Origin of the sequence: Corynebacterium glaucum (assembly GCF_030408855.1) — a bacterium.
GTDB classification, from domain to species: Bacteria; Actinomycetota; Actinomycetes; order Mycobacteriales; family Mycobacteriaceae; genus Corynebacterium; species Corynebacterium glaucum.
The window spans coordinates 1,688,547-1,713,909 of record NZ_CP047358.1 but is presented as its reverse complement, the minus strand read 5'-3'; the positions used below and the strand labels follow the sequence as shown (position 1 = coordinate 1,713,909).

The following is a 25,363-nucleotide window of genomic DNA, read 5'->3' as shown; positions in this document are numbered from 1 at the left end:
GGCCGTTATTAGGGAAACAATGTCCGCCCATTAGCTGTGGAGTAAACCAGTGTCTCTTTCTGAGCAGGAGCAGCAAGCGCTACGCGAGATCGAGCAATCGTTGCTTGCAGAGGATCCGAAGTTCGGAAGCGATGTCGCCCACGAGGTTGGATTCAGCGACGCGCCGCGAACCGGCCAGCTCACGATGCGCAGCGTCGCTCTCATGGTACTCGGCCTCGTGCTGCTGATTGGCGGTGTTGCACTTGCGTCGATGAGCATGTGGGCAATCGTGATCAGCGTGCTCGGTTTCGGGGTGATGATGGCTGGCGGTGTCATGGCCCTGCGTGCCCCGGTGTCGAATCCCGGGTCAAGTCGGGTTGCGTCGACAGGGGAGCGGCAGCGATCCCAGCGCAGTGTCGCGATGGAAGAGAACTTCCGTCGCCGTTTCGAAGATCGCCAATAGGTAAGGCTGTAGGCAAAGTGCCCCTCCGATTCGGAGGGGCATTTTTTCGTGCCCTCTTCAGGGCTCCCACTTTCACCCACCTTCTTCACCCACCGCGCCCCACTGCAACAATATTGCCAGGTCGGGCGGCGTAGGGGTTGTGGAGGCTGGGTGGGTAGGGCTGATGCGTCGTTGATTTTGTGTGAATAAAGGGGTTCAAGTTAGGCGAGAGACGAAAATTGTGGAAAATCTCCCCACGACTATCATGGCTTTTCACCTGCGGAGATTCTGAAATGTGCGGAGAATTTTGCGCGCCTTCTAGCTTTTGTGGGTTGAAGTGGGTTAAAGTGGGGCGCAGCGGAGAGACGTGGTGTTCATTTTGACTACGTGAAAGCCATGGATCGAAGCCGAGAAAACTTCAGAGCTCATGGTCAGACGGTGAAGGAAAGGTAGGTCGCCCGATGTTTCTGGGAACCTACACTCCCAAACTCGACGACAAAGGGCGCCTGACGCTGCCCGCCAAGTTTCGAGAGGAATTGGCGGACGGGCTGATGGTGACCAAGGGGCAGGATCACTCGCTTGCGGTCTACCCCCGTGAGGAGTTCGCTGCTCGCGCGCGTAAAGCGGCGGCCGCTTCTCGCACGAACCCGAAAGCGCGAGCGTTCATCCGCAACCTGGCTTCCAGTGCAGATGAGCAAACGCTTGACGGATCTGGTCGCATCACGCTGTCGCCGGCGCACCGCGAGTACGCAAACCTGTCGAAGGAGTGCGTAGTCATTGGTTCGGTTGATTTTCTCGAGATCTGGGACGCAGAGTCCTGGGCTAACTACCAACAAGAGACGGAAGCCGCGTTCTCCGCGGCGGACGACGACGACATTCTCTCCGGTCTGCTCTAGGACTGACTACCCGAAGAGCGGGCACCCGACTACTGACGGAGAGCGTGTACGGACTCTGTCCGGGGTGTGAAGCTTCTCTGGTGTACTTCCCCGACATCAGATCAGCCGCCCCGGGCAGGGCTCTACTCGCTCCCCCAACGAGGGAAACCCATACGCGAGGCACTTAACGACGGCAGGGGGTGACACCCGGGATGGCTACCGAAGACCACGGCCACGTCCCCGTTATGCGCGACCGCATGGCCGAGCTGCTCGCCCCTGCTGTTGAAGCTTTCGGCGATACTGCCGTCATTGTCGATGGCACTCTCGGTGCCGGCGGACACACCGAGCACTTCCTCGAGGTGTTCCCCAACGTCCGTGTGATTGGTGTGGATCGCGACCCTCAAGCCCTCGCCATCGCTTTGAACCGCCTCGCTCGGTTCGGGAACCGATTTTCGTCGGTGCAGGCGAGGTTCGACCGGATTACGGAACCCATCGCGGCTGGTGTAGGTCCAGCCTTCGACGCAGTTCGCGAAAGTGGGGTTGCAGGGGCACTGTTCGATCTGGGTGTTTCCTCGATGCAGCTGGACCAGGAAGAGCGCGGCTTTGCGTACAAAGTCGATGCGCCGCTGGACATGCGCATGGACCCGACTACGGAAGTCACCGCAGCGGACATCCTGAATACGTACTCCCACGGTGATATTGCGCGGATTCTCAAAACCTACGGCGACGAACGGTTCGCCGGCAAAATCGCCAGCGCCGTGGTGAAAGAGCGGGAACGCGAACCGTTCTCCCGCAGTGCGCGTCTCGTGGAACTGCTCTACAACACCATCCCCGCTGCGTCGCGACGCACTGGTGGACACCCTGCCAAACGCACCTTCCAGGCGTTGCGTGTGGAGGTCAACCGCGAGCTCGAGGCCGTCGAGAATGCGGTGCCCGTCATCACCGAGATGCTTGGCGTGGGTGGGCGAGCTGTCTTCATGAGCTACCAGAGCCTGGAAGACAAGATCGTCAAATCCGCGTTCGCGGAGCTGACCACGTCGAAAACTCCGCCTGGGTTACCGATGGACCTTCCTGGAACGGCGCCAAAGTTCGCAGCGATCACCCACGGTGCCGAGAAGGCCCCGGAAGCGGAGATTGAACGCAATCCACGGGCGGCACCGGTGCGTGTTCGCGGGATCGAAAAGCTTGCCTCAACCAACGACAACCAGACCGAAGGACAGTGAGAACCATGGCAGTACACAACTCCAACACAATGACGCTGCCGCGCACTCGCACGGCCCCGGGTCGCGCACCCGCGCGGCCTGGGGTGCGTCCCCACGTCCCGCACGGCAAATCTCGCGGTCGCCTCGGCTCGCAGCAGGTTGTCTCGGTCCGCGGTCGCCGCGTTGCAGCCCCGGTCAAACCGAAGCACCCGATCTTCGCCGTTGGCGGTATCGCCCTGACCATTCTTGCGATCGGTGTGGCAGTGGCGATGGTGCTTTCGGGCGTGTCCACCACGCAGACCTTCACTATCCAGCAGCTCCAGTCGAAGGAGCGGATGCTGCAAAACGAGGTCGAGTCGCTCAACCGTGATCTGGAGGATCTGCGCTCGTCTGCCGAAATTGCGCAGCGCGCCGCAGACGCAGGCATGGTCGTTGCGGCCCAGCCGGGCATCATGGAAGTCACTGCCGACGGGGCGCTCGAACAGCGCCGCGAACCGAATCCGGAAGCGGTTGCGCCAGTGGTTGACGTCAATGGTGCCCCGACCCGTGCAGATCGTGCGACCTCCAACCGCCGGGCGGTCGACGAGGTCGCGGACAACCTCACCCAAGTCCCGGGCGGCAACGTCTTGGGAGAGGAACATTCACGCGCCGAGGCTCCGGCCAACGTCCCCGATACCGCTGGTCCGCACCTCGACAACGTGGCGCCCTACCAGCCGAACGTTCCCACCGCGTTCTAGCGTGTGGCGCACGCTGGAACCGACCGTCAACGTGCAGTATGGGGGGGGTCGATACAACTAGTGCAAGGTAGGTGACACACGCTCGTGGTCAGGCCGGCTGAGCCAAACAACCGCATTCGAAAGCGCGAGACTGCGGATGTACCGGTGCGTCAATCCCAAATCACCAACCGCCGGTCGTCCTGGTTCGCGGTCGCTTTCCTTGTGCTCGCCGCTGTGCTGATCGGGCGCCTTTTCTGGGTCCAGGTGGTGTGGGGGCCAGAACTCCGCGAGCAAGCGCAGGCTCAGCGCGCACGCGTCTACACCGAACCGGCGCGCCGAGGCGAAATCGTAGACCGCGAGGGCAACCAGCTCGCTTACACGATGCAGGCGCGATCGCTTACCGTCTCTCCAGTCACGCTGCGCAACGAGATCCGCCAGCAGCAGGAGCTACAGATGCGTGTCGACGGGCTGTCTCGGGACTCCATCGACGCCCAGATCAACGCTCGTGTGGAAGACGTGCTTCGAACCATGGCCAACGAGATCCCCAGCATGATTGGGGATGGCGTGGTTGAGGAGGACGCTGCGTCGACAAGCGAAAGCTCCAACCGCAAGGTGGGCGACGTGAGCTCTCGAGAAATTCTGGACAAGCTGCATGCTGACTCCGACTATGAGGTGCTGGTGCGAAACGTCGACCCGGACGTGGCGGCGACCATTGCGCAGACGTTCCACGGGGTGGCGGCAGATCACCAAGATATCCGTCAGTACCCGAACGGGGCGATTGGTGAGAACGTTCTGGGCAGGGTCTCCATGGACGGCCACGGGCAGTTCGGTCTGGAGGCGTCGGGGGATTCGATGCTCACGGGCATTAACGGCAGCTCCCGCGAGGATGTCTCCGGCGACGGCCAGGCGATTCCCGGCACGCTGCGCGATGTGGTGCCCGCGGTGGATGGGTCGCGCGTCGAGCTGACCATCGATCTGGATCTGCAGACGTACGTGCAGCAGACTTTGGAGCAGGCGAAGGAGAACTCGCAGGCGCTTGACGCGCAGGCGGTGGTGCTTGACGCGCGAACCGGTGAGGTGCTGGCGATGGCGAACACGGGCACGATCGACCCGAACGGCGACCTGGAAAAGCAGCTCTCCGAAGGCCGCGATTTTGAGAACGACTCGATCTCCCACCCCTTCGAGCCGGGTTCTGTGGCGAAGGTGATCACCGCGGCCGCCGCGATCGAAGAGGGGCTGACCGATCCGTATGAAGTACATCAGGTGCCCGGCTCTATCGATATGGCGGGCGTGACCGTCTCGGACGCGTGGCCGCATGGTGTCGCGCCGTACACCACTGCAGGTATCTTCGGAAAGTCTTCCAACGTGGGCACCTTGCAGCTTGCGCAGCGGCTGGGGGAGGAACGCTACTGGGATTACCTGCAGCGCTTCGGCCTGGGCCAGACGACCGGCATTGAGCTGCCGAACGAGACTGCTGGCCTGTTGCCGGTCCGCGAGCAGTGGTCCGGCGGCACCTTTGCCAACCTGCCGATTGGCCAGGGCATGAGCTGGTCCGCGCTGCAGATGGCGAGCGTTTACCAAGCGCTTGCCAACGGCGGCGAGCGCATCGAGCCACGCGTGATTTCCCGTGTCATCGGCCCGGACGGCCAAGAGGTGGAGCAACCCAAGCCTGGGCACACCCGTGTGGTCAGTGAAGAAACCGCGCACACTGTGGTGGACATGTTCCGCTCCGTCTTCCAGTCCGATCCGTCGGGCGTACAGTCGGGTACCGCGGGTGGCAACGAGCTTGAGGGCTACCAGCTCGCGGGCAAGACCGGCACCGCACAAAAGGTGAATTCGGAGACCGGGGCGTACTCGCAGCACCAATTCTGGATCACCTTCGCCGGCATCGCGCCTGCGGACGATCCGCGTTTTGTCGTGGCAGTCATGCTCGACGAACCAAAGCGCGGTCCGCTCGAAGGGGGTGCCGGCGGTCAGTCCGCTGCGCCGGTGTTCACGCAGATCGCAAACTGGCTGCTCAACCGCGAGAACGTCCCCCCGTCTCCCCCCGCTGATCCCTATATTCTGCAAGCGGACTAGACATTAAATTACAACTGTTTAGGAAATGGCTAAGAGCAGTGGGAGAGAAGGAGGCGTACCTATGACCAATTTGCACCACCCAGGTGACGGGCCAACGCTGCGACGTCTCGCAGAAATCGCAGGTGCCAGGGTTGTGAACGCGCCTGCCGAGGAGATAGTGGTGCCTTCAATCAGTCTCGATTCGCAGGCGCTCGAGCCCGGCGGCATGTTCGCTGCGCTACCCGGCACTCGCGTCCACGGAGCAACTTTTGCTGCCGGTGCTGCGGCCGGGGCCATCCTCACCGACGACGAGGGCTTTGCCATTATCGACGGCACCGACAACCGCCGTCCTGTCCTCATCGTCGATGATGTGCGTGCCGTGCTCGGCGCGGTGTCGGCCGAGATCTACGGGCACCCTTCCGAGCGAATGACGCTGATCGGCGTGACCGGCACCTCGGGCAAAACCACCACCACGTATCTGCTCGAGCGCGGTTTAACCGCCGCAGGGTGCAAGGTGGGGTTGATTGGCACCACCGGCACAAAGATCAACGGGGTGGACGTGCGCACTTCGTTGACCACGCCGGAGGCGCCAACCTTGCAGGCGCTGTTTGCCCGCATGGTGCGCGAAGGGGTCACGCACGTGGTGATGGAGGTGTCCTCCCACGCACTGGTGCTGGGCAGAGTCGGCGGGACCAAGTTTGATGTCGCTGGATTCACAAACCTTTCCCAAGATCACCTTGATTTCCACCCGACGATGGAGGAGTACTTCTCCGCAAAGGCGATGTTCTTCGACCCTGCCTCACCGCTTGCGGCGCGGCGCGCCGTGGTGTGCGTGGATGATGAGTGGGGCGAAAAGATGGCGCAGGTGGCTGAGCGCCCGGTGCGGGTGGGCACCCGCGGCCAGGCCGACCTCGACGTGTCCGCGCAGCAGCTCGCCGTTGAAGACACGGGTGCGCAGGAAATCGCGATAGAGCTCCGCGGCACGCGCCATACGTTCCGGCTGCCCATGCCTGGCGCGTTCAATGTGGCAAACGCGGCGCTGGCTGTCGCCCTTGCCGACGCGGTGGGTGTCAAGGCTGGCGAGTTCATTGCCGGGCTCGAAGCGGCCTCCGTGCCGGGGCGTATGGAGCGCATCGACTGCGGGCAAGACTTCGTCGCCGTTGTGGACTACGCCCACAAACCCGCAGCCGTGGCGGCAGTCTTGGACACCTTGCGCGGCCAGGTGCAGGGGCGCGTCGCTGTCGCAGTCGGCGCGGGAGGCGACCGCGATGCGTCGAAACGCCCACTCATGGGTGCGGAGGCTGCGCGACGAGCCGAGCTGGTGATTGTTACAGATGACAATCCGCGCACCGAAGATCCGGCGACGATCCGCGCCGCTGTCCTAGCCGGCGCCCGAGAGGCAGCCGAGCCGGGCACCGAAGTGCGGGAGGTCGGGGATCGCAGAAATGCCATCGAACAGCTCGTAGCTTGGGCCAGGCCCGGCGACGCGGTGATCGTGGTTGGCAAAGGGCATGAGGTCGGCCAAATTATCGGCGATACCACGCACCACTTCGACGACAGGGAAGAAATGCGCCGCGCACTCACAGGCGGCGGGGAGTAAGGGAATGATTACGCTTTCATTGCAGCAGATCGCCGACGTTACCGGCGGCGTCGTGAGCCCGGAGGCCGACCCCGGCGCGCTGGTGACTAGCTTCGTCGAGTTCGACTCCCGCAAAATCACCCCAGGCGGACTTTTTATCGCGCTGCCTGGCACGCGAGTTGATGGCCACGACTTCGTTGCTAAAGCTGTGGAGCAAGGTGCAACTGCAGCGCTTGTTACTCGTGAGGTGGGGGAGCCTGCCATCGTGGTCCCAAAAACCGAGCCACGGGAAGGCGACAACTCTGATCTCGCCGCGAACGACCCAGACGGCTCCGCAGCTGGTGTCGTAGAGGGCATGTCCAAACTGGCGGCTCACGTTGCCCGCGAGCTCGTGGCCCACCACGGCCTGCGCATCACGGGCGTGACCGGCTCGGCGGGCAAGACTTCGACCAAGGATCTGATTGCCGCGGTGCTTTCTCGCAGCGGTGAGACGGTGGCTCCTCCGGGGTCGTTCAACAACGAGCTCGGCCACCCGTACACGGTGCTGCGTTGCACCGAGGACACGAAGTTCCTCGTTGCGGAGCTGTCCGCCCGCGGCATCGGCCACATCGCGCACTTGGCAGAGATTGCGCCGCCGCAGGTGGGTGTTGTGCTGAACGTTGGCTCGGCGCACATCGGTGAATTCGGCTCGCGAGAAAACATTGCGCGCGCGAAGGGTGAGCTCGTTGAGGCGCTGCCTGCCGCCGCCGACGGGGGAGTGGCCGTGCTCAACGCGGACGACGAGCTCGTTTCCGCGATGGCCTCGCGCACCCAAGCCCGCGTGGTCACTTTCTCAGCGGCAGGCGCCCAGGCGGATTACTACGCCACCGACGTCGAACTCGATGAGCTGGCCCGCGCCACCTTCACGCTGCACAGCCCGGCCAACCCGCCGCAGCGCGTGCGCCTGAACGTCTTCGGTGTGCACCAAGTTTCCAACGCGCTCGCCGCCGCAGCGGTGGGCATGGAGTGCGGCATCGCTGCACCCGAAGTCGCAGACGCGCTGAGCATCGCCCACTCCGTATCCGTCGCGCGTATGGACGTGAACACTCGCCCAGACGGCGTCACCGTCATCAACGACGCGTATAACGCGAACCCCGAATCCATGCGCGCCGCAATCGCCGCGCTCGGGTTCACCGCAGCCGCACGCCCGGGTGCGCGCGCAATCGCCGTCCTCGGTGAAATGGGGGAGCTGGGACAGGATTCGGTCGCCGCGCACGCATCGCTTGCCGACGAACTTTCGCGCTACCGGGTCACCCACCTTGTGACGGTTGGCTTCAACGACGCCACAGATGCGCTGGCGACTTGCGCCCGCGAGCACGGCATTGAAACTACTGAGGTGGAGGATGCCGAAGCGGCTGCCGGTGTCGTCGATAAGCTTGTGGCGTCTGCTCCCGCTGGCATTGACGGCTGGCACACCCGCGAGCACCGCGATGTTGTGCTGGTCAAGGCATCAAACGCGCTGGGTCTGTGGGCAGTGGCTGAACGGTTGCTGCCAGGGCATACCCTTGATGGCGACAAAGCTTAAAAGGACACCACATGATTCAGCTCATCATCGCAGGAATTGTTAGCTTCCTCGTTGCCATCTTCACCACCCCGCTGCTGATCCGGTACTTCCATCACCGCGAGATGGGCCAGGAGATCCGCGAGGACGGGCCCAAGTGGCACGCCAGCAAACGCGGCACGCCGACCATGGGCGGCATCGCCATCTTGCTCGGCATCACCGCGGGCTATTTCTTCAGCGGGTTGTACGCCGTGTTCAGCGGTCACGAAAGTTTCACCGCGTCCGGATTGATCGTGCTGGGGCTGACACTGTCGCTCGGCCTGGTGGGTTTTGCCGATGACGGCATCAAGATCTTCTTCAAACGCAACCTGGGTCTGAACAAGACGGCGAAATTGCTCGCGCAGCTCGCGATCGCGCTGATCTTCGGCCTGCTTATCCTGCAGTTCCCGGACCAGAACGGTCTCACACCTGGGTCGACGTTTTTGAGCTTCGCCCGCGACATCGAGACGATCGACATCGCCGCGGGCGGCGGCATCATAGGCACGATCCTCTTCCTCGTCTTCACCTACATCCTGCTCGCGGCCTGGTCCAACGCCGTGAACCTCACCGACGGCCTCGACGGACTTGCGGCCGGCACCACCGCACTGGTCATGGCGGCATACACCTTCATCACGTTCTGGCAGTTCCGTAACTCCTGCGTCGCGGGCGCCGCCCCGGGCTGCTACTCGGTGCGCGACCCGCTCGATTTGGCCGTGCTTGCGGTCTCCGGGCTCGGCGCCAGCATCGGGTTCCTGTGGTGGAACGCTGCACCCGCCAAGATCTTCATGGGCGACACCGGCTCGCTCGCCCTGGGCGGCCTCGTCGCCGGCCTCTCCGTCTGCTCGCGCACGGAGCTGCTGATGATCATCGTCGGCGCGCTGTTTGTCTGCGAGGCCGCCTCCGTGGTCATCCAAGTCGTCTCCTTCAAGTCCACCGGCAAGCGCGTCTTCCGCATGGCCCCGTTCCACCACCACTTTGAGCGCGGCGGCTGGCCCGAAACCACGGTGGTCATCCGTTTCTGGCTCATCGCCGGCATGTCGGTGGCGCTCGGCACCGCCGCGTTCTACAGCGAGTGGCTCGGTCAAGTCGGGGTGCACCTGTGAGCCTGCCTGCAGCATTCGAGCGCGGCGTCATCGTCGCCGGTGCAGGCGTTTCCGGTACCGGCATTGCCAAGCTCTTCCGCCAACTCGACGTCCCCGTCATCATCGCTGACGACAATGCGACCGGCGAGCGCATCGTCACCACAGCCGAAGCCCGAAACCACTTTGCAGAGGTCGGTACGGTTGTCACATCTCCAGGTTGGCGCCCGAATTCACCATTGCTTGTCGACGCCTCGTTTGCCCACCTCGAAGTCCTCGGGGACGTCGAAGCCTGCTTCCGCCTCGACCGCGCGGGGGTTTTCGGCCCGCCGCGGGACTGGTTGGTGGTCACCGGCACCAACGGCAAAACCACCACCACCGGCATGCTGGCCGCGATGATGCACCAGCTCGGCGAAGACACCGGCAAGCGCGCGCAGGCCTGCGGCAACATCGGGCTTGCGGTCGCGGACGCACTGACCGCCCCCGAGCGCGTCGACGTCCTCGTTGCGGAGCTGTCGAGCTTCCAGCTCTTTTGGTCCTCGCAGCTCGTCCCGGACGCTGGGGTGCTGCTGAACCTGGCGGACGACCACATCGACTGGCACGGCAGCTTTGAGCACTACGCCACCGCCAAGGCCCGGGTGCTCACAGCACCCCACGCTGTCGCAGGTATCGACGACTCGCACGTGCGAGACCTCGTCGCCCGCACCGGCCGCGAGGACATCATCGGCTTCACCCTCGGCGCACCTGCGCCGGGCCAGCTCGGCGTGGTGGATGGCCGGTTGGTGGATAACCGCAGCGGCCGTCTCACTGACCTCGCCTCCGCGGACGGCATCGAACCCGCTGGCGCGGCGGGAATCCTCGACGCACTTGCAGCCTCCGCGGTGGCGCTTACCCAAGGCGCGCGGCCGGAGCACATCCAGACCGCACTGCAGGAGTACCGCGTAGAGGGCCACCGTGGTGCCGTAGTGTACTCCGCAGGCGGGGTCGATTTCGTCGACAACTCCAAGGCCACCAACCCGCACGCCGCGGATTCCGCGCTCACCGGGGCAGGCAGCGTGGTGTGGGTGGCCGGTGGCCAGCTCAAGGGTGCCGCCGTGGATGAGCTCATCGCCGCTCACGCCGACCAGTTCCGCGCCGTCGCGCTTTTGGGCACAGACCGCGAAATCTTGCGTGAAGCCCTCTCCCGCCTCGTCCCTGAGGTCCCGGTGTTTGTCACAGACTCCACCGACCCGGAAGAAGCAATGGACGAAGTTATCGCCTATGCCGCAACCGTCGTAAAGCCTGGCGACACTGTGCTGCTCGCGCCGGCTGCTGCAAGCCTCGACATGTATTCGGGAATGTCTGCGCGTGGCGACGCGTTTGCCGCTGCCGCAATGAGACACTACTAAGCATCAAGTAGAGCTTTAGACCCCGACCGAGAGGCGTGATGCACCTATGACGGTCCGCGGCACCCGTCGTCCAGCCCCGAGCGCTGCGCGCAAGCCCGCCAAACCACAGCCACAGCCAGCGCCGCAGCAACCGCACCGTGCACCCGAGTCCGGCATCGCGCGCGCCACGCAGAAGCTACACCAGGCAATGGAGGCGCGTCCGCTGCTCGACTACACCATGGTGCGCACCATCGTGCTCATCCTCGCCGGCCTCGGCATCGTCATGGTGATGAGTTCCTCGATGGCGACTTCGTTTGCCGCGTCTTCGTCCGTGTGGTCGCTGGCGATCCGTCAAACGGTGATGGTCGCCTTCGGACTGATCGCGTTCTGGTGCGCCCTGAAGACCCCGCCCGAACGGCTGCGGCGCTGGTCCAGCTGGATCATGCTCGGCGCCGTGCTTCTGCTGATCGCCGTGCTGATCCCGGGCATCGGTACCGGTCGCGCAGAGGTTGGTTCGCAGTCGTGGATTGTCATGGGGCCGCTGCGCCTGCAGCCTTCTGAGGTGGCACGCGTAGCCATCGCGATCTGGGGCGCCCAGGTACTTGCCGGCCGCGACCCGAAGCGCCTCTTCCAAGCCAACAACGGCTTCCCGCTGTTCCTCTCCGTCGCAGCACTGTGCATCCTGCTCATCGCAGCCCAGGGTGACCTCGGCATGGCCGTGTCCTTCGCCGTCGTCGTGGCACTCATCCTGCTGTTCGCAGGGGTGTCCTGGAAAGCCGTCGGGCTCGCGGCGTTCGGCGGCGCCTTGGTGCTGGTCTACGAGTTTTTCTCGGGAGGCTTCCGATCCGACCGCTTCACCGTCTACTTCGACGCATTCTTCGGCCGGTTCCACGACACCCGCGGCGTGGCCTTCCAGTCGCACCAGGGCTTCCTTTCGCTTGCCGACGGCTCCGTGTTCGGCGTAGGCCTCGGACAATCCCGCGCGAAGTGGTTCTACCTGCCTGAAGCACGCAACGACTTCATCTTCGCCGTCATCGGCGAGGAGCTCGGCCTGTGGGGCGGCGCGCTGGTCATCATCCTCTTCGCGCTGCTCGCTTACTTCGGGCTGCGCACCGCGCGCCGAGCGCAGAACCAGTTCCAGTCCCTGATGGCGGCGGCACTGGCGGCCGGCGTGGTTTCGCAGGCGTTCATCAACATCGGCTACGTGATCGGACTGCTGCCGGTGACCGGTATCCAGCTGCCGATGCTTTCCGCCGGCGGCACCTCCGCGATCATCACCTTGGCCGGCATGGGTGTGCTCGCCTCGGTGGCGCGCCACGAGCCGGATGCCATCTCCGCAATGCAGAACTACGGCCGTCCCGCCTTCGACCGGGTACTTGGAATCGGGGAGCCGCAGGCGCCGTCGCAAAGCCGCAACGCGAGCCAGCGCCCGCGCCGCAGTGCCGCCGACCCGGGCCGCTCTGCCGGAACCGCGCGTCCCACCCGGCCTGTTCGCCCCAGCCGACCCGGCCGTACCGTGGCCGATGCTGAGCGCGAGGCCCGCTTCGGTACCCCGGTCACCGGGAGCCGCTCGAGCCGCCGCGAGCCCCCGCGTTACGATGACATGCGCAGAGCCAGCTAGCGAAGTAAGGGGCAAGTGAAACATGGCACCAAGCGTTGTTGTCGCAGGTGGCGGCACCGCAGGACACATCGAACCGGCGTTGGCGGTAGGTGAAGTCCTCCGCGACGCCCATAACGCGAACGTTGTGGCGCTGGGCACCGAACGCGGTCTAGAGACCTCCATTGTGCCGGCCCGCGGCTTCGAACTACGGCTGATCGACCCGGTGCCCATCCCGCGCTCCAAGCCGTGGCTACTCGCGGGCGTGCCGTTCAAGCTGAACAAGTCGGTGAGCCAGACGCGTCGGATCCTCAAAGACACCGGTGCGCAGGCGGTCTTTGGTACCGGCGGCTACGTCGCAGCTCCGGCGTATCTCGCCGCGCGCTCGCTCGGCATCCCGTTCTACGTGCTGGAGACCAACGCGCTTGCCGGCATGGCGAACAAGCTCGGCGTGCGCCTCGGCGGCACCGGCTTCAACGCCGTGGCGAACTCCGGCATGCCCGGTGACGTGGTCGGCATTCCGGTGCGTCCCGGTGTGGGCGTCGACCCCGACGGCGCGAAGGCCGAGCGCGGCCTGAAGATGTGGAACCTCGATCCGGACCGCAAGACCTTGCTGGTCACCGGCGGTTCGCAGGGCGCGGTGCGCATCAACGAGGCGCTCGCCGGCACCGTAGAGCGCCTGGTCGCCGATGGCTTCCAGATCCTGCACGCCTACGGGCGCAAGAACGACGCGCCCGCCGCGCACGAGCACTACACGGCGGTGCCGTACATCGATGACATGGAGGCCGCGTACGCAGTCGCGGACATGGTGGTGTGCCGCTCCGGCGCCATGACTGTCGCTGAAAACTCCGCCGCCAGCCTGCCCGCGGTCTACGTCCCGCTGCCGCACGGCAACGGTGAGCAGGGGCTCAACTCGGCGCACCTCGTGTCCGCCGGGGCCGCAGTGCGTATCGACGACGCCGCGTTGACACCGGAGTCGTTGTACACCGCGGTCAGCGAGATCCTCGGCGACGACACCCGCCTCGCCGACATGCGCGCAGCCCTGGCCCAGTCCGGTGCAGGCAACGTCGCGGAAGACCTCGCCGCGCGGATCATCCACGACATCGCAAGTAACACCGATCAAGCAGTGGGGAGCAAGTAGATGTACGACCTGTCTCGTGTCCACCTCATCGGCATCGGCGGTGCCGGTATGTCCGGTGTCGCCCACATCCTGCTGGACCGCGGCGCGGTGGTTACCGGCTCCGATGTGAAAGACTCCCGCCCGGTGCGTGCGCTGCGCAGTCAGGGCGCGACGATTGCGATCGGCCACGCGCCGGAGAACCTCGAACTCGCCGGCGAGCTGCCCACCGTCGTGGTAACCAGCTTCGCCGCGATCCCGAAAGACAACCCGGAGCTGCTCCGCGCCGCGGAGGCTTCCATTCCGGTGATTCGCCGCTCGGATCTGCTCGGCGAACTCATGGAGGGCTACACCCAGGTGCTCCTCGCTGGCACTCACGGCAAGACCTCGACCACCTCAATGGCAGTTGTGGCGCTGCAGGCGGCCGGGGCAGATCCGTCCTTCGCTATCGGGGGCCAGCTCAACCGCGCCGGCACCAACGCCCACCACGGCGCGGGCGATGTCTTTGTTGCAGAGGCCGACGAATCTGACGCTTCCTTGCTGCGCTACAAGCCTGATGTTGCTGTGATCACCAACATTGAGCCGGATCACCTCGACTATTTCGGCACCCGCGAAGCGTATTTCAAGGTCTTCGACGACTTCGCTGACCGCGTCACGGACGGGGGAGCGCTCGTGGTGTGCCTTGACGACGACAATGCAGCGGCGTGCGGTGAACGCGCAGCGGCGCGTGGCATCGCGGTCAAGGGATACGGCACGGCAGAAGCCGCCGCGCGCCACCCGAACCTCACCGCTAGCGCCGTGATCACCGGAGAGGTGCTTGACGGTTCCAACGTCGATGTCACCATAAAGCTCGCAGAATTCGGCACCGTCACCTACACGCTGGGCGTTCCCGGCCGGCACATGGTGCTCAACTCCGCGGCGGCGCTGCTCGCAGGCTCGCTTACCGGGGCTGACCCGGTCAAGCTGGCCGGGGGCTTAAGCGACTTCACCGGGGTGCGCCGGCGCTTCGAGTTCAAAGGCCAAGCGGCCGACGGCACCCGCGTCTACGACGATTACGCCCACCACCCAACCGAGGTCGCGGCGGTGCTCACCGCAGCGCGCGAAAAGGCGGTCTCGGAAGGCGACGGCACCCGCGTGGTGGTGTGCTTCCAGCCGCACCTCTACTCGCGCACCCAGGAGTTTGCCGCCGAATTCGCCGACGCGCTCTCGCTGGCAGATGCAGTGGTCGTCCTCGACATCTTCGGTGCCCGCGAGGCGCCGGTCGAAGGCGTCGACTCGCGCATCATCACGGACCGCATCTCCGACGACTCCGGCACCACCGTCAGCTACGAACCGGACTTCTCGGCGGCCCCGCGCACCGTTGCCGCGCTGACAAAGCCGGGCGACATCGTCTTCACCATGGGCGCGGGCAATGTCACATTGCTTGCCGACGAAATCCTCTACGCCCTCCAGGAAAGCTAAGCGCGGCCCCATGTCGACGAAAATCAGTGTCCCGCCACCCGAGGAGGCGGAGGAGCGCCAGCCACGGCAGCCTGAGGAGCAGCGCCCGAAGAACCGGCGTCGCACCATCGGCATTGCAGCAGGATGCGTGGCAATCCTTGCCGCCTTGGCCGCGATTGCACCGTTCACCCCGGTCATGGGGGTCAAAGAAGTCACGGTGGAAGGAAACCGCACGCTCTCTGCGGACCAGGTCCGGGATCTGGCGGGCATTGCGCCGGACACTCCGATGGGCCGCGTCGACGTCAACGACGCAGCACACCGCGTTGCCACCGATCCGTGGATTAAAACCGTGACGGTGGCACGCAACTGGCCGAACACCGTCGATGTCGCGCTTGAGGAGCATGTCGCCGTTGCCTATCTCAAGCAGTCGGATGGCGCGCACCTCATCGACCGCGACGGCAAGGCTTTTCTTGTCGCCGAGCCGCCCGCCGGCGCCGTGGAACTCGTTGGAGCCCAAGCGGATAACGAGCAAGTGATGGCGGATGCGGTCGACATCGCTTCGTCGATAAGCGATGAAGCTCGCGGCGAGATTGCCGTGATTGAAGTGGGACCCTTTAACCATGTGTTGAAGACGCACGATGGGCGCACGATTTACTGGGGTGCGTCGGAGGACAACCAGAACAAGGCGTACGCGCTCGAGGCGGTGTTGCAGATGGAGGGCAAGGAGTTCAACATCACCAACCCGCAGCTGGTCACGTCGAAGTAGGGCAGCGTTAAACGGCAGCAAAGTTAAACGGCAGCAAAACCCCTGGTCACAACCCTAAAGTAGAGGTTGAGGGTTGTGACACGCCGACCCAGAACACGAAAAAACTCGCCTCGTCCCTAAAGATGGGAAGCACTGCAAAACCCATCCACTTTGAAAGGCGAGATCCACCACCATGACCTCTCCAGCCAACTACCTCGCCATGATCCGCGTTGTCGGTGTCGGCGGCGGCGGCGTCAACGCCGTGAACCGCATGATCGAGGAAGGTCTCAAGGGCGTCGAGTTCGTTGCCATCAACACCGACTCGCAGGCGTTGCTGTTCACCGACGCTGATACCAAGCTCGACATCGGCCGAGAGGCCACCCGCGGACTCGGAGCCGGCGCGAACCCGGAGGTTGGCCGGACGTCCGCGGAGGACCATAAGCAGGAGATTGAGGAGTCGTTGAAGGGCTCCGACATGGTCTTCGTTACCGCCGGCGAGGGTGGCGGCACGGGTACGGGCGCGGCGCCGGTGGTGGCCGGCATCGCCAAGAAGATGGGTGCGCTGACCATCGGCGTGGTTACCCGCCCGTTCACCTTCGAGGGCAAGCGCCGCACCCGTCAGGCGATGGAGGGCATCGAGAACCTCAAGGAGGTTTGCGACACCGTCATCGTCATCCCGAACGACCGCCTGCTGCAGCTTGGCGACGCCGACTTGTCCATGATGGACGCGTTCCGCGCCGCAGATGAGGTGCTGCACAACGGTGTCCAGGGCATCACCAACCTGATCACCACCCCGGGCGTGATCAACGTGGACTTCGCGGACGTACGCTCCGTCATGGCCGACGCTGGCTCCGCGCTCATGGGGGTGGGCTCCTCACGCGGCGACAACCGCGTCACCACCGCTACCGAGCAGGCGATCAACTCACCGCTGCTCGAGTCCACTATGGAGGGCGCGAAGGGCGTACTGCTCTCCATCGCCGGCGGCTCGGACCTGGGCATCAACGAGGTCAACACCGCGGCCACCATCGTCGCCGAAAAGGCCGACGAGGATGCCAACATCATCTTCGGCACCATTATCGACGACAACCTGGGCGACGAGGTCCGCGTCACCATCATTGCCACCGGCTTCGACGAGAAGGCCAACAAGCTGCCGGAGCCGAACATGGAATCGGCGGGTTCCACCGTGGTCGAGTCGGAGCACGCTGCTGAGACCGCCACTCCGGCACCCGCACGCGGCTCGTTGTTCGACGATCGCCGCGCCGACAGCGCGACTACCTCGAGCAGCGCCGGCAGCGACAACGGCGAACACCAGGCCCGCCACCGTTCAGACTCCCCGCGCTCGGGCGGGCTGTTCACGGATCGCGACGGCCGTGACTCGCGCGAACCCCGCGAACCCCGCGACACCCGCGACACCCGCGACACCCGCGGTTTTGACGACGACTTCGACGTCGACGTGCCTGACTTCATGCGCTAGTTTGGCCCGCATGGCAGATCTTTCCAATCGCCCCGTCCGCATGGTGTTCACTTCCCGTGCCGGCGGGGCGTCGTCGTCCCCGTACGGCTCGTTCAACCTCGGCGATCACGTCGGCGATGACCCGGCCCATGTCGTAGCCAACCGCGCCCGCCTCGCGCGCATCCTCGGCCTCGACGCAGCGCAGTTTGTCTGGATGGAGCAGCTCCACACCAACACGGTCACGGTGGTGGACGGCCCGCAGTCCGAACCCGTGGAGGCGACTGACGCAATCGTCACCCGCGAGACCGGCCTTGCCCTCTGCGTCCTCGTCGCCGACTGTGTCCCCGTGTTGCTCGCGGACCACTCCGCGGGCGTGGTCGCCGCCGCGCACGCGGGCCGGCTTGGCGCACGCAACGGCATTGTGAAAAAGACGGTGGAGACCATGCTGGAGCTCGGAGCCACCACGCCCAACATCCAGGTACTGCTCGGACCGGCCGCGGCGGGGGAGACCTACGAGGTCCCCAAAGAGATGGCGCAAGACGTCGAGAAGCATTTGCCCGGTGCTTTGACCACAACCCGCAAGGGAACCACCGGCCTGGACATCCGCGCGGGCCTCGTTCGCCAACTTCTCAGCCTGGGGGTTACCAACGTCGACGCTGATCCGCGCGACACCATCACGGACACCGACTTCTTCTCCTACCGCCGTGAAGGCACCACCGGCCGCCAGGCCGGCGTGATCTGGTTGACGGGGGCAGCATGAGCAGCATGATCGCCGACAACCTTGAGCATGTTCAGTCCCAGATCCGCGAGGCCGAGCGCGCAGCCGGCCGCGAATCTGGCAGCGTCACCCTCCTGCCAGTCAGCAAGTTCCACCCGGTCGAAGCCATTCGCGAGGTCGCGGCGCGCGACATCACCATGGTGGGAGAAAACCGCGAGCAGGAGGCAAGGGAGAAAGCAGCAAAGCTTGACGACGCCTGCGGGATCGCCATGATCGGCCAGATCCAGTCCAAGAAGGCGAACTCGGTCGCACGCTGGGCTTCCGAGGTGCACTCTTTGGACTCCGTCAAGCTCGCGAACGGCCTCGACCGCGGCATGTCGCTCGCGCTGGAGCGCGGCGACCGCACGAGCGACACCCTGCCGTGCCTCATTCAAGTCTCCGCCGACGGTGATACCTCTCGCGGCGGCATCACCCGCGAGGGTCTCGACGAACTCGTTGCCGCCACCGAGGGCGCAGCGCACCTCCGTCTCAAAGGTTTCATGGTGGTCCCACCGCTGGACGCTGAGCCCCGCGCGGTGTTCGAAGAGCTTCGCTCGCTTACCGACGAATACTCCGAACGAGTCGGCCGAAACCTCGTGCTGTCGGCTGGTATGAGCGGTGATTTCGAGACGGCAATTGCATGCGGATCCGACATCGTGCGTGTCGGTACTGCGGTGTTCGGCCCGCGCCCCGTAGTCTGAGCGAAACGCGAGCACTTGCCCAATACACCCCAGCTAGGAGCATCAAATGTCCTTCATTGGCAGCGCAAAAGAGTTCTTCGGTTTCGGCCCGTACGACGAGGTTGAGGACACCTACTACGACGAGCGGAGCTACCGCGAGCCGCGCGCCGAGCAGGTACCGCAGACATCCCGCTCCGCCCACTCCACCCACTCCACCCACTCTGCTCACTCCGCTCAGCGCGGCGCAAGCTACACCGCCTACGAGTCCCGCTCCTTCACCCCGGAGATTGTCAGCACCGCACCGCGTTCCTACAACGATGCCAAGGAGATCGGCGAGCCGTTCCGGGATGGCGACGCCGTGATCATGGATCTCACCGATCTCGACACCGCTGATGCCAAGCGCGTCGTCGACTTTGCCGCTGGCCTGTGCTTCGCGCTGCGTGGCAGCATGCTCAACCTGGCTCGTAATACCGGCTCGCGTCGCCGCGTGTTCGCGATCGTGCCGGAGAACGCTCGCATCACCACCGACGAGCTCAAGCGCGCGGCCCGCCTCGCCTAGTTGGCGCGATACCGCGCAAGGGGGCGCGGTAGGTAGGGTTGGTAGCCGTGGCATTCGTAGGAGCAATTCTTTACGCCTTGGTGGGCTTGTACTCGCTCGTGGTGGTCATCCGCATCATCATCGAGATGATTCAGGGGTTTTCCAAGCAGTTTGATCCACCGTCGTGGTTCTTCGTTGTGGCTGAGCCACTTTTCGTGATCACTGACCCACCTGTCAAGGCCCTTCGCCGCATGATTCCACCGCTTCAGGCGGGCGGGGGGATTGGGATCGATATCAGCGTAATTGTGCTGTTCATCGTGCTAATGATCATCCAAATGCTCATCAATGGGCTGTTGATCATGCCAGGTATCCGGGCATAAAGTTCAATGTCTGGTGTAGATTCAGGGTATAAATAATTCTTGAACCGAATTCTTAACCGAAGGGAACGCTCATGCCGCTGACACCCGCAGACGTGCACAATGTAGCTTTCAGCAAGCCGCCAATCGGGAAGCGTGGCTATAACGAGGACGAGGTCGACCAGTTCCTCGACCTGGTAGAGGACACGCTCGCGCAGCTGCAGGACGAGAACGACGACCTGCGCGCCCGCGTCGAGGAGCTCAGCAACGGCGAGGCATCGTCGGCTGCAGCTACCCCGATCCGCTCTGATGTCGACGAGTCGGCGATCCGACGCGATGTCGAGGAGCGGCTGCGCGCTGATTACGAAGCCCGTTTGCGCCAGGCGAAGGAAGCCCAGGAGCAGGCTGAGTCCCAGGTTGCCGCTGCACGTGACGAGGCGAAGAAGGCGCGTCAGCAGGCGGAGGAAGCGAGGAAGGCCTCGGGCAACTCCAACACCGAGGTGAAGGCCGCTGCGTCGTCGCGAACCGAGGGTACAGCATCAGCGGACACCCACGTGCAGGCCGCTAAGGTGCTTGGTCTTGCGCAGGAGATGGCAGAGCGCCTGACTTCCGACGCACAGGCCGAGGCGCAGAGCATGCTCAACGAGGCGCGCAGCGCCGCCGACAAGCAGCTCACCGAGGCGGACACCAACTCGAAGCGTCAGCTCCAGGATGCGCAGAAGCGCGCGGAGCAGACCACCCGCGACGCCGAGCAGCGCGCAAATCAGACCACCCGCGAGGCCGAGCAGCGCGCCAACACGCTTGTGCAGGATGCCCAGAAGAAGGCTGAGCAGACCACTAGCGACGCCACCTCCCGCGCGGAGGCACAGATCCGCCAGGCGGAGGAGCAGGCGAAGCAGCTCCAGGCTGAGGCAGAGCGCAAGCACACCGAGATCATGAACACGGTGAAGCAGCAGCAGACCGCGCTGGAGAACCGCATCGCAGAGCTGCGCACCTTCGAGCGCGAGTACCGCACCCGTCTGAAGACGATGCTGACCTCCCAGCTCGAGGAGCTGGAAGCCCGCGGCAGCTTCGCACCAAACGAGAAGTAGTCCGCTCGACAACTGTGCGCTACGATAAGCGCACACACGCAATGATCCGGCCATCACCGGGGAGCGTTCCGGAAGAACAGCACCACGCTCAGTAGAACCGGACGTATCAGGGAAGACGTCACTTCCTCCACAACGAAGCGGGGCGCGTTAAGCGCTCAAGCAGGGTGGTACCGCGCATCGCAAGCGTCCCTGCGTTGGATGTGGAGGAATGCGTAATGGTAGGCAACGTCTATCCCAAGGTCGATCTCACCGGGGGCAGCACCAAATTCCCGGACATGGAACAAGAGGTGCTGAAGTTCTGGAACGAGGACAACACGTTCCAGGCTTCGCTTGAGAATCGCGAAGGGTGCGAGGAGTACGTCTTCAACGACGGCCCCCCTTTCGCCAACGGCTTGCCGCACTACGGCCACCTGCTGACCGGCTACGTCAAAGACATCGTCCCGCGCTACCGCACGCAGGCGGGCTACTTCGTCCCCCGCGTGTTTGGTTGGGACTGCCACGGCTTGCCCGCGGAGCTCGAGGCCGAGAAGCAGCTCGGTATCACCGACAAAGCCCAGATCGAAGACATGGGCTTGGAGAAGTTCAACGAGTACTGTGGCCAGTCCGTCATGCACTACGCGGACGAGTGGGAAGAATACGTCACCCGCCAGGCCCGCTGGGTGGACTTTGAAAACGGCTACAAGACCATGGACCCGGAGTACATGGAGTCCGTCATGTGGGCGTTCAAGGAACTCTACGACAAGGGCCTGATCTACCAGGGCTTCCGCGTGCTGCCGTATTCGTGGGCTGAACACACCCCGCTGTCGAACCAGGAGACCCGCCTGGACGACTCCTACCGCATGCGCCAGGACCCGACCGTCACCGTCACCATGCCGCTGACCGGCGCGCGCGAAGGCTTCCCCGCCCAAAAGACATGGGAAGAGCACCCAGAGCTTCACGACGCCGCCGCAATCGCGTGGACCACTACTCCCTGGACTCTGCCGTCAAACTTGGCGCTCGCGGTGCATCCGGAGGTGGAGTACAGCGTTGTCCGGACCGTCGATGAGCAATTGCTCCTGGCAACTGACCTGCTGGGTGCGTACGCGAAGGAGCTGGGCGAGTACGAGGTGCTGGCGACGTTTGCTGGCGCAGAGCTCGAGGGCCTGACCTACGAGCCGGTGTTCGACTACTTCAGGGACACCGAGAATGCGTTCATGGTGCTCAACGCTGATTACGTGACCACCGAGGACGGCACCGGCGTGGTGCACCAGGCGCCTGCGTTCGGTGAGGACGATATGCTCACCTGCGAACGCTACGGCGTCCCGCTGGTCATCCCTGTGGACGCAGACGGCAAGTTCACCTCGCTGGTGCCGGATTACGAGGGCAAGCTGGTGTTTGACGCGAACCGCGACATCATCCGCGACCTCAAGGAGCGCGGCCGCGTGGTGCGCGATCAGACGATCGAGCACTCCTACCCGCACTCGTGGCGCTCGGGTGAGCCGCTGATCTACATGGCGCTGCCGGCGTGGTTCGTGAAGGTCACCGAGATCCGCGACCGCATGGTGGAGCTCAACCAGGAGATTAAGTGGATCCCGTCTCACATGCGCGACGGCCAATTTGGCAAGTGGCTCGAGGGCGCGCGCGACTGGAACATCTCGCGCACCCGTTACTGGGGCTCGCCGGTGCCGGCGTGGGTGTCGGACAACCCGGAGTACCCGCGCGTAGACGTGTACGGCTCGCTGGAGGAGCTGGAGCGCGACTTCGGCGAGCGCCCCAAGTCGCTGCACCGTCCGTACATCGATGAGCTGGTGCGCCCGAACCCGGACGACCCGACGGGGCAATCCATGATGCGCCGCGTGCCGGACGTGCTGGACTGCTGGTTCGAATCCGGGTCGATGCCGTTCGCGCAGTACCACTACCCGTTTGAGAACGTCGAGGAGCACGACGTGCGCCAGCCGGCGGACTTCATCGTGGAGTACTCGGGCCAGTCCCGCGGCTGGTTCTACGTGCAGCACGTGCTGTCGACCGCGCTGTTTGACCGCGTCGCGTTCAAGAAAGTCGTCGCGCACGGCATCGTGTTGGGCAGCGACGGGCAGAAGATGTCCAAGTCGAAGGGCAACTACCCGAACGTCAACGAGGTCTTCGACCGCGACGGCTCCGACGCGATGCGCTGGTTCCTCATGTCCTCGCCGATTCTGCGCGGCGGAAACCTCATCGTCACCGAGCAGGGCATCCGCGACGGCGTGCGTCAGGCGATCCTGCCGATCTGGAATGCGTACACCTTCCTGCAGCTCTATTCGTCGGAGGAGGCGCAGTGGTCGGTGGATTCCACCGACGTGCTCGACCGCTACATCTTGGCCAAGACACACGACATGGTCGCCGGTGTCGGCGCCGCACTCGACGAGGTCCGCATCGCCGATGCCTGCGAGGAGCTTCGCCAGTTCGCCGACACGCTGACTAACTGGTACGTGCGCCGTTCCCGCGACCGCTTCTGGGAGGGCCAGGAGGCGCACCCGGAGGCCTTCAACACGCTGTACACCGTGCTTGAGGTCACCTGCCGCGCCGCTGCGCCGCTGCTGCCGTACATCACCGAGGTGATCTGGCGCGGACTCACCGGCGAGCGCTCCGTGCACCTCACCGACTACCCGCAGGCTTCGGATCTGCCGGCGAACGAGGAACTCGTCGCCGCCATGGATGCCACCCGCGCGGTGTGCTCCGCAGCGTCGTCGGTGCGCAAGGCTCGCAAGCTGCGCAACCGCCTGCCGCTGCCTGCGCTCACCGTCGCGCTGCCGAACGCAGGCCAGCTGCAGGACTTCGCCTCGGTCATCCGCGACGAGGTCAATGTCAAGGAGCTTGTGCTTAGCGACGATGTCGACGCCGCAGGTTCCTTCGACGTGGTTGTCAATGCCAAGGTGGCTGGCCCGACACTGGGCAAAGACGTGCAGCGGGCGATCAAGAACGTCAAGGCCGGCAACTACGTCCGCGATGGCGAGAACGTCGTGGTCGACGGTGATATCGTGCTCACCCCCGAGCTCTACACCGAGCGCCTCGTGGCCGAAAACCCGGAGTCCACGGCGCGCGTCGAAGGCCCCGACGGCACCGTCGGATTGGTCGTGTTGGACACCGAAGTCACCGAGGAGCTGGAAGCCGAGGGCTGGGCAGCGGACGTGATCCGCGGCCTGCAAGATGCGCGTAAGCAGGCAGGGCTAGCCGTTTCTGACCGCATTGCGGTACGCCTGTCGGTGCCTGCGGACTGCGTCGAGTGGGCGGAGCGCCACGCGTCGCACATCGCCGGTGAGACGCTAGCGACCGACTTCACGGTCGTGTCGGAGCCGCTGGATGGGGCAGTGCAGGTCATCGACGGCGTCACCGCGACCGTCGAAAAGAACGGCTAAGCCGCTACTTTTCGCCCTGCTCTTCTCCAAGGTCGAACGCGTCTACGCCTGAGAGGCTTTCGGGGTCGAGTCGGGTGGTAATCCCGATTCGGTTCCACGCGTTGATGGTCACGATCGCCATCAGCAGGTTGCGGGCGTCCTTCTCGCCGTGCTCTGCCTCGACGCGGTTCCAGAGTTCGTCCGGGACCGACTCGTCACCGTGGATGCGCGTCACCGCGTCGGTGAGCTCGAGTGCGGCAGTCTCTGCGGCGTTGAACTCATCGCGGTGATCCGTCCACGCTTCAACTTGGCGGATGCGGTCTTTTGGCCAGCCATCTTTGCGCGCGTCCCTGCGGTGCATTGCAAGGCAATACACGCACTGGTTCAGCGCAGACGCGCGCAGCTGCACCAGGTGCGAGAAGTCCTTGTTCACTCGCGCTCGCACGAAGGTTTCCAGCCCGACCATCGGCGCGTAGGCGACCTTGGGGATGGGTTTGCGGTTTCGATCAGTCATGCTGCCACCGTATGGAGGTCAGCTCTTCGACCGCCGCCTTCGATTCAGGCGCATTCGAATCTGGCACCCCTGATTCAGCGTTGCGCACTATCAGCGCACGCCCCATGCCAATCCAGCCGATGAAGGGCGACTCGTTGACCGAAACGGGCTGGTGCACGTGTCCAAGCAACCACGCGTCGCAGCCGTGGTCAAGCAGCTCTTCCCGAGTGCACGGCAAGCACGGGTTGTTGGAATGCTCGCCGGTGAGGCTGGTGTGGAGGATGCCGAGGTTGACGGTGCCGTCGATAAGCGAAGGAAAGCTACCGACAAGCTCGCGCGGGTCCTTGTCTACCTCAACCCCTGCGGTGTGGACCGCGCAACTGCCCATTTGGTAGCTGGCTGGGGAGGTTGAGGCGACAGTGACGCCGGCGGGGAGGTCGAGGTTGTGGTGGACGTCGTGGTTGCCGGAGGTGAACAGGACGGTGTCGAAGAGTGAAAGTGCGCGCTCGAAGAACTGGTTCACCTCGCCGTATGTCGCTTCGGTGAAGCGCTTCCGATCGATGATGTCGCCCGCCATGATCAGGTGGCGCGCGCCCGCTTTGGCACCCTGGTCGAGCGCCTCGAGTGCCCACGCGAGGCCCGGCCCGACCTTCTTGTCGCCGGTTTGTTTGCGGCCGAAGTGGATGTCTGCGAGCGCGAGAATGGGATCCATGGGGACCACGGTAGCGGGTGCTTGTCCGCGCGGCGGACAACTGTGCAGTGGGGGTTGAGGGTTGTCCGCCGCGCGGACAACCAGAGGTGGACCCGGAGCGCAAACACAATAAACGGCAACTCGAATTAGGGAAGTGGGCGAGGGTCAATGAGGTA

At 64.4% G+C, this 25,363-nt stretch carries 22 protein-coding genes; 20 read left to right on the top strand and 2 right to left on the bottom strand.

All coding sequences use genetic code 11. The features are described 5' to 3' along the window. Window positions 1–49: 49 nt before the first annotated feature. The 20 genes from CGLAUT_RS08280 to ileS all read left to right on the top strand — a co-directional run bounded on the left by CGLAUT_RS08280 (window position 50) and on the right by ileS (window position 24,024). Complete coding sequence (locus CGLAUT_RS08280; protein WP_290184558.1) at window positions 50–442, top strand: DUF3040 domain-containing protein; 393 nt, start codon at window positions 50–52, stop codon at window positions 440–442. A gap of 440 nt (window positions 443–882) precedes the next feature. Further along, window positions 883–1,317 (top strand): division/cell wall cluster transcriptional repressor MraZ, encoded by a 435-nt coding sequence (gene mraZ / locus CGLAUT_RS08275; RefSeq protein WP_095660306.1) that lies wholly within the window; start codon window positions 883–885, stop codon window positions 1,315–1,317. A 191-nt stretch (window positions 1,318–1,508) separates the two neighbouring features. After that, entirely contained in the window at window positions 1,509–2,519 is a 1,011-nt protein-coding gene (gene rsmH, locus CGLAUT_RS08270; RefSeq protein WP_290184557.1) for a 16S rRNA (cytosine(1402)-N(4))-methyltransferase RsmH, read from the top strand. A gap of 5 nt (window positions 2,520–2,524) precedes the next feature. Continuing rightward, window positions 2,525–3,235 carry a cell division protein FtsL gene (ftsL, locus tag CGLAUT_RS08265; protein WP_290184556.1) on the top strand — a complete coding sequence of 237 codons (711 nt, stop codon included), beginning with the start codon at window positions 2,525–2,527 and terminating at the stop codon, window positions 3,233–3,235. Between the two features lie 144 nt (window positions 3,236–3,379). Beyond that, window positions 3,380–5,293 (top strand): peptidoglycan D,D-transpeptidase FtsI family protein, encoded by a 1,914-nt coding sequence (locus tag CGLAUT_RS08260; RefSeq protein ID WP_425551724.1) that lies wholly within the window; start codon window positions 3,380–3,382, stop codon window positions 5,291–5,293. Between the two features lie 61 nt (window positions 5,294–5,354). Further along, entirely contained in the window at window positions 5,355–6,872 is a 1,518-nt protein-coding gene (locus CGLAUT_RS08255) for a UDP-N-acetylmuramoyl-L-alanyl-D-glutamate--2,6-diaminopimelate ligase (RefSeq protein ID WP_290184555.1), read from the top strand. Window positions 6,873–6,876: 4 nt separating this feature from the next. Further along, window positions 6,877–8,415: a UDP-N-acetylmuramoyl-tripeptide--D-alanyl-D-alanine ligase gene (locus CGLAUT_RS08250; protein WP_290184554.1), complete on the top strand. Its 1,539-nt coding sequence runs from the start codon at window positions 6,877–6,879 to the stop codon at window positions 8,413–8,415. An 11-nt stretch (window positions 8,416–8,426) separates the two neighbouring features. Continuing rightward, window positions 8,427–9,533 (top strand): phospho-N-acetylmuramoyl-pentapeptide-transferase, encoded by a 1,107-nt coding sequence (gene mraY / locus CGLAUT_RS08245; RefSeq protein WP_290184553.1) that lies wholly within the window; start codon window positions 8,427–8,429, stop codon window positions 9,531–9,533. After that, window positions 9,530–10,897, top strand: coding sequence for a UDP-N-acetylmuramoyl-L-alanine--D-glutamate ligase (gene murD, locus CGLAUT_RS08240; protein WP_290184552.1), 1,368 nt, complete (start codon window positions 9,530–9,532; stop codon window positions 10,895–10,897). Before mraY ends, murD begins: the two co-directional genes overlap by 4 nt. A 46-nt stretch (window positions 10,898–10,943) precedes the next feature. Beyond that, entirely contained in the window at window positions 10,944–12,497 is a 1,554-nt protein-coding gene (locus CGLAUT_RS08235; protein WP_425551723.1) for an FtsW/RodA/SpoVE family cell cycle protein, read from the top strand. 22 nt (window positions 12,498–12,519) lie between these two features. Then, the gene (locus tag CGLAUT_RS08230; RefSeq protein ID WP_290184551.1) at window positions 12,520–13,614 is read left to right on the top strand and encodes a UDP-N-acetylglucosamine--N-acetylmuramyl-(pentapeptide) pyrophosphoryl-undecaprenol N-acetylglucosamine transferase; all 1,095 of its coding nucleotides are present in this window, start codon (window positions 12,520–12,522) and stop codon (window positions 13,612–13,614) included. Then, window positions 13,615–15,051: a UDP-N-acetylmuramate--L-alanine ligase gene (murC, locus tag CGLAUT_RS08225; protein ID WP_290184549.1), complete on the top strand. Its 1,437-nt coding sequence runs from the start codon at window positions 13,615–13,617 to the stop codon at window positions 15,049–15,051. Window positions 15,052–15,061: 10 nt separating this feature from the next. Then, complete coding sequence (locus CGLAUT_RS08220) at window positions 15,062–15,796, top strand: cell division protein FtsQ/DivIB (protein ID WP_290184548.1); 735 nt, start codon at window positions 15,062–15,064, stop codon at window positions 15,794–15,796. 172 nt (window positions 15,797–15,968) lie between these two features. Next, entirely contained in the window at window positions 15,969–17,249 is a 1,281-nt protein-coding gene (ftsZ, locus tag CGLAUT_RS08215) for a cell division protein FtsZ (RefSeq protein ID WP_290184547.1), read from the top strand. A 10-nt stretch (window positions 17,250–17,259) separates the two neighbouring features. Continuing rightward, on the top strand, window positions 17,260–17,988 hold the full coding sequence (pgeF, locus tag CGLAUT_RS08210) for a peptidoglycan editing factor PgeF (RefSeq protein WP_290184545.1): 729 nt from the start codon (window positions 17,260–17,262) through the stop codon (window positions 17,986–17,988). Beyond that, complete coding sequence (locus CGLAUT_RS08205) at window positions 17,985–18,686, top strand: YggS family pyridoxal phosphate-dependent enzyme (protein ID WP_290184544.1); 702 nt, start codon at window positions 17,985–17,987, stop codon at window positions 18,684–18,686. The genes pgeF and CGLAUT_RS08205 overlap by 4 nt, the downstream gene beginning before the upstream one ends. A gap of 46 nt (window positions 18,687–18,732) precedes the next feature. Then, entirely contained in the window at window positions 18,733–19,224 is a 492-nt protein-coding gene (locus CGLAUT_RS08200) for a cell division protein SepF (protein ID WP_290184543.1), read from the top strand. A 47-nt stretch (window positions 19,225–19,271) separates the two neighbouring features. Further along, window positions 19,272–19,583, top strand: coding sequence for a YggT family protein (locus CGLAUT_RS08195; protein WP_095660291.1), 312 nt, complete (start codon window positions 19,272–19,274; stop codon window positions 19,581–19,583). Window positions 19,584–19,654: 71 nt separating this feature from the next. Continuing rightward, the gene (locus CGLAUT_RS08190; protein WP_290184542.1) at window positions 19,655–20,650 is read left to right on the top strand and encodes a DivIVA domain-containing protein; all 996 of its coding nucleotides are present in this window, start codon (window positions 19,655–19,657) and stop codon (window positions 20,648–20,650) included. A gap of 215 nt (window positions 20,651–20,865) precedes the next feature. Then, on the top strand, window positions 20,866–24,024 hold the full coding sequence (gene ileS, locus CGLAUT_RS08185) for an isoleucine--tRNA ligase (RefSeq protein WP_290184541.1): 3,159 nt from the start codon (window positions 20,866–20,868) through the stop codon (window positions 24,022–24,024). 4 nt (window positions 24,025–24,028) lie between these two features. Here the strand turns inward: ileS and CGLAUT_RS08180 are convergent, their stop codons facing one another. Both CGLAUT_RS08180 and CGLAUT_RS08175 read right to left on the bottom strand, forming a co-directional pair. After that, a complete protein-coding gene (locus tag CGLAUT_RS08180) occupies window positions 24,029–24,517 on the bottom strand; it encodes a carboxymuconolactone decarboxylase family protein (RefSeq protein WP_290184539.1) in 489 nt (162 codons plus the stop codon). Next, complete coding sequence (locus tag CGLAUT_RS08175; protein ID WP_290184538.1) at window positions 24,510–25,208, bottom strand: metallophosphoesterase family protein; 699 nt, start codon at window positions 25,206–25,208, stop codon at window positions 24,510–24,512. The genes CGLAUT_RS08180 and CGLAUT_RS08175 overlap by 8 nt, the downstream gene beginning before the upstream one ends. Window positions 25,209–25,363 lie beyond the last annotated feature (155 nt).

Excerpts from the sequence above, each read along its gene's own strand:
- pgeF (WP_290184545.1), top strand. The coding sequence starts at position 17,260 with ATGGCAGATCTTTCCAATCGCCCCGTCCGCATGGTGTTCACTTCCCGT.
- rsmH (WP_290184557.1), top strand. The coding sequence starts at position 1,509 with ATGGCTACCGAAGACCACGGCCACGTCCCCGTTATGCGCGACCGCATG.
- CGLAUT_RS08230 (WP_290184551.1), top strand. The coding sequence starts at position 12,520 with ATGGCACCAAGCGTTGTTGTCGCAGGTGGCGGCACCGCAGGACACATC.
- CGLAUT_RS08200 (WP_290184543.1), top strand. The coding sequence starts at position 18,733 with ATGTCCTTCATTGGCAGCGCAAAAGAGTTCTTCGGTTTCGGCCCGTAC.
- CGLAUT_RS08190 (WP_290184542.1), top strand. The coding sequence starts at position 19,655 with ATGCCGCTGACACCCGCAGACGTGCACAATGTAGCTTTCAGCAAGCCG.
- CGLAUT_RS08175 (WP_290184538.1), bottom strand. The coding sequence starts at position 25,208 with ATGGATCCCATTCTCGCGCTCGCAGACATCCACTTCGGCCGCAAACAA.
- ftsZ (WP_290184547.1), top strand. The coding sequence starts at position 15,969 with ATGACCTCTCCAGCCAACTACCTCGCCATGATCCGCGTTGTCGGTGTC.
- CGLAUT_RS08235 (WP_425551723.1), top strand. The coding sequence starts at position 10,944 with ATGACGGTCCGCGGCACCCGTCGTCCAGCCCCGAGCGCTGCGCGCAAG.
- ftsL (WP_290184556.1), top strand. The coding sequence starts at position 2,525 with ATGGCAGTACACAACTCCAACACAATGACGCTGCCGCGCACTCGCACG.
- mraZ (WP_095660306.1), top strand. The coding sequence starts at position 883 with ATGTTTCTGGGAACCTACACTCCCAAACTCGACGACAAAGGGCGCCTG.
- CGLAUT_RS08205 (WP_290184544.1), top strand. The coding sequence starts at position 17,985 with ATGAGCAGCATGATCGCCGACAACCTTGAGCATGTTCAGTCCCAGATC.
- mraY (WP_290184553.1), top strand. The coding sequence starts at position 8,427 with ATGATTCAGCTCATCATCGCAGGAATTGTTAGCTTCCTCGTTGCCATC.
- CGLAUT_RS08220 (WP_290184548.1), top strand. The coding sequence starts at position 15,062 with ATGTCGACGAAAATCAGTGTCCCGCCACCCGAGGAGGCGGAGGAGCGC.
- CGLAUT_RS08255 (WP_290184555.1), top strand. The coding sequence starts at position 5,355 with ATGACCAATTTGCACCACCCAGGTGACGGGCCAACGCTGCGACGTCTC.
- ileS (WP_290184541.1), top strand. The coding sequence starts at position 20,866 with ATGGTAGGCAACGTCTATCCCAAGGTCGATCTCACCGGGGGCAGCACC.
- CGLAUT_RS08180 (WP_290184539.1), bottom strand. The coding sequence starts at position 24,517 with ATGACTGATCGAAACCGCAAACCCATCCCCAAGGTCGCCTACGCGCCG.
- CGLAUT_RS08250 (WP_290184554.1), top strand. The coding sequence starts at position 6,877 with ATGATTACGCTTTCATTGCAGCAGATCGCCGACGTTACCGGCGGCGTC.
- murC (WP_290184549.1), top strand. The coding sequence starts at position 13,615 with ATGTACGACCTGTCTCGTGTCCACCTCATCGGCATCGGCGGTGCCGGT.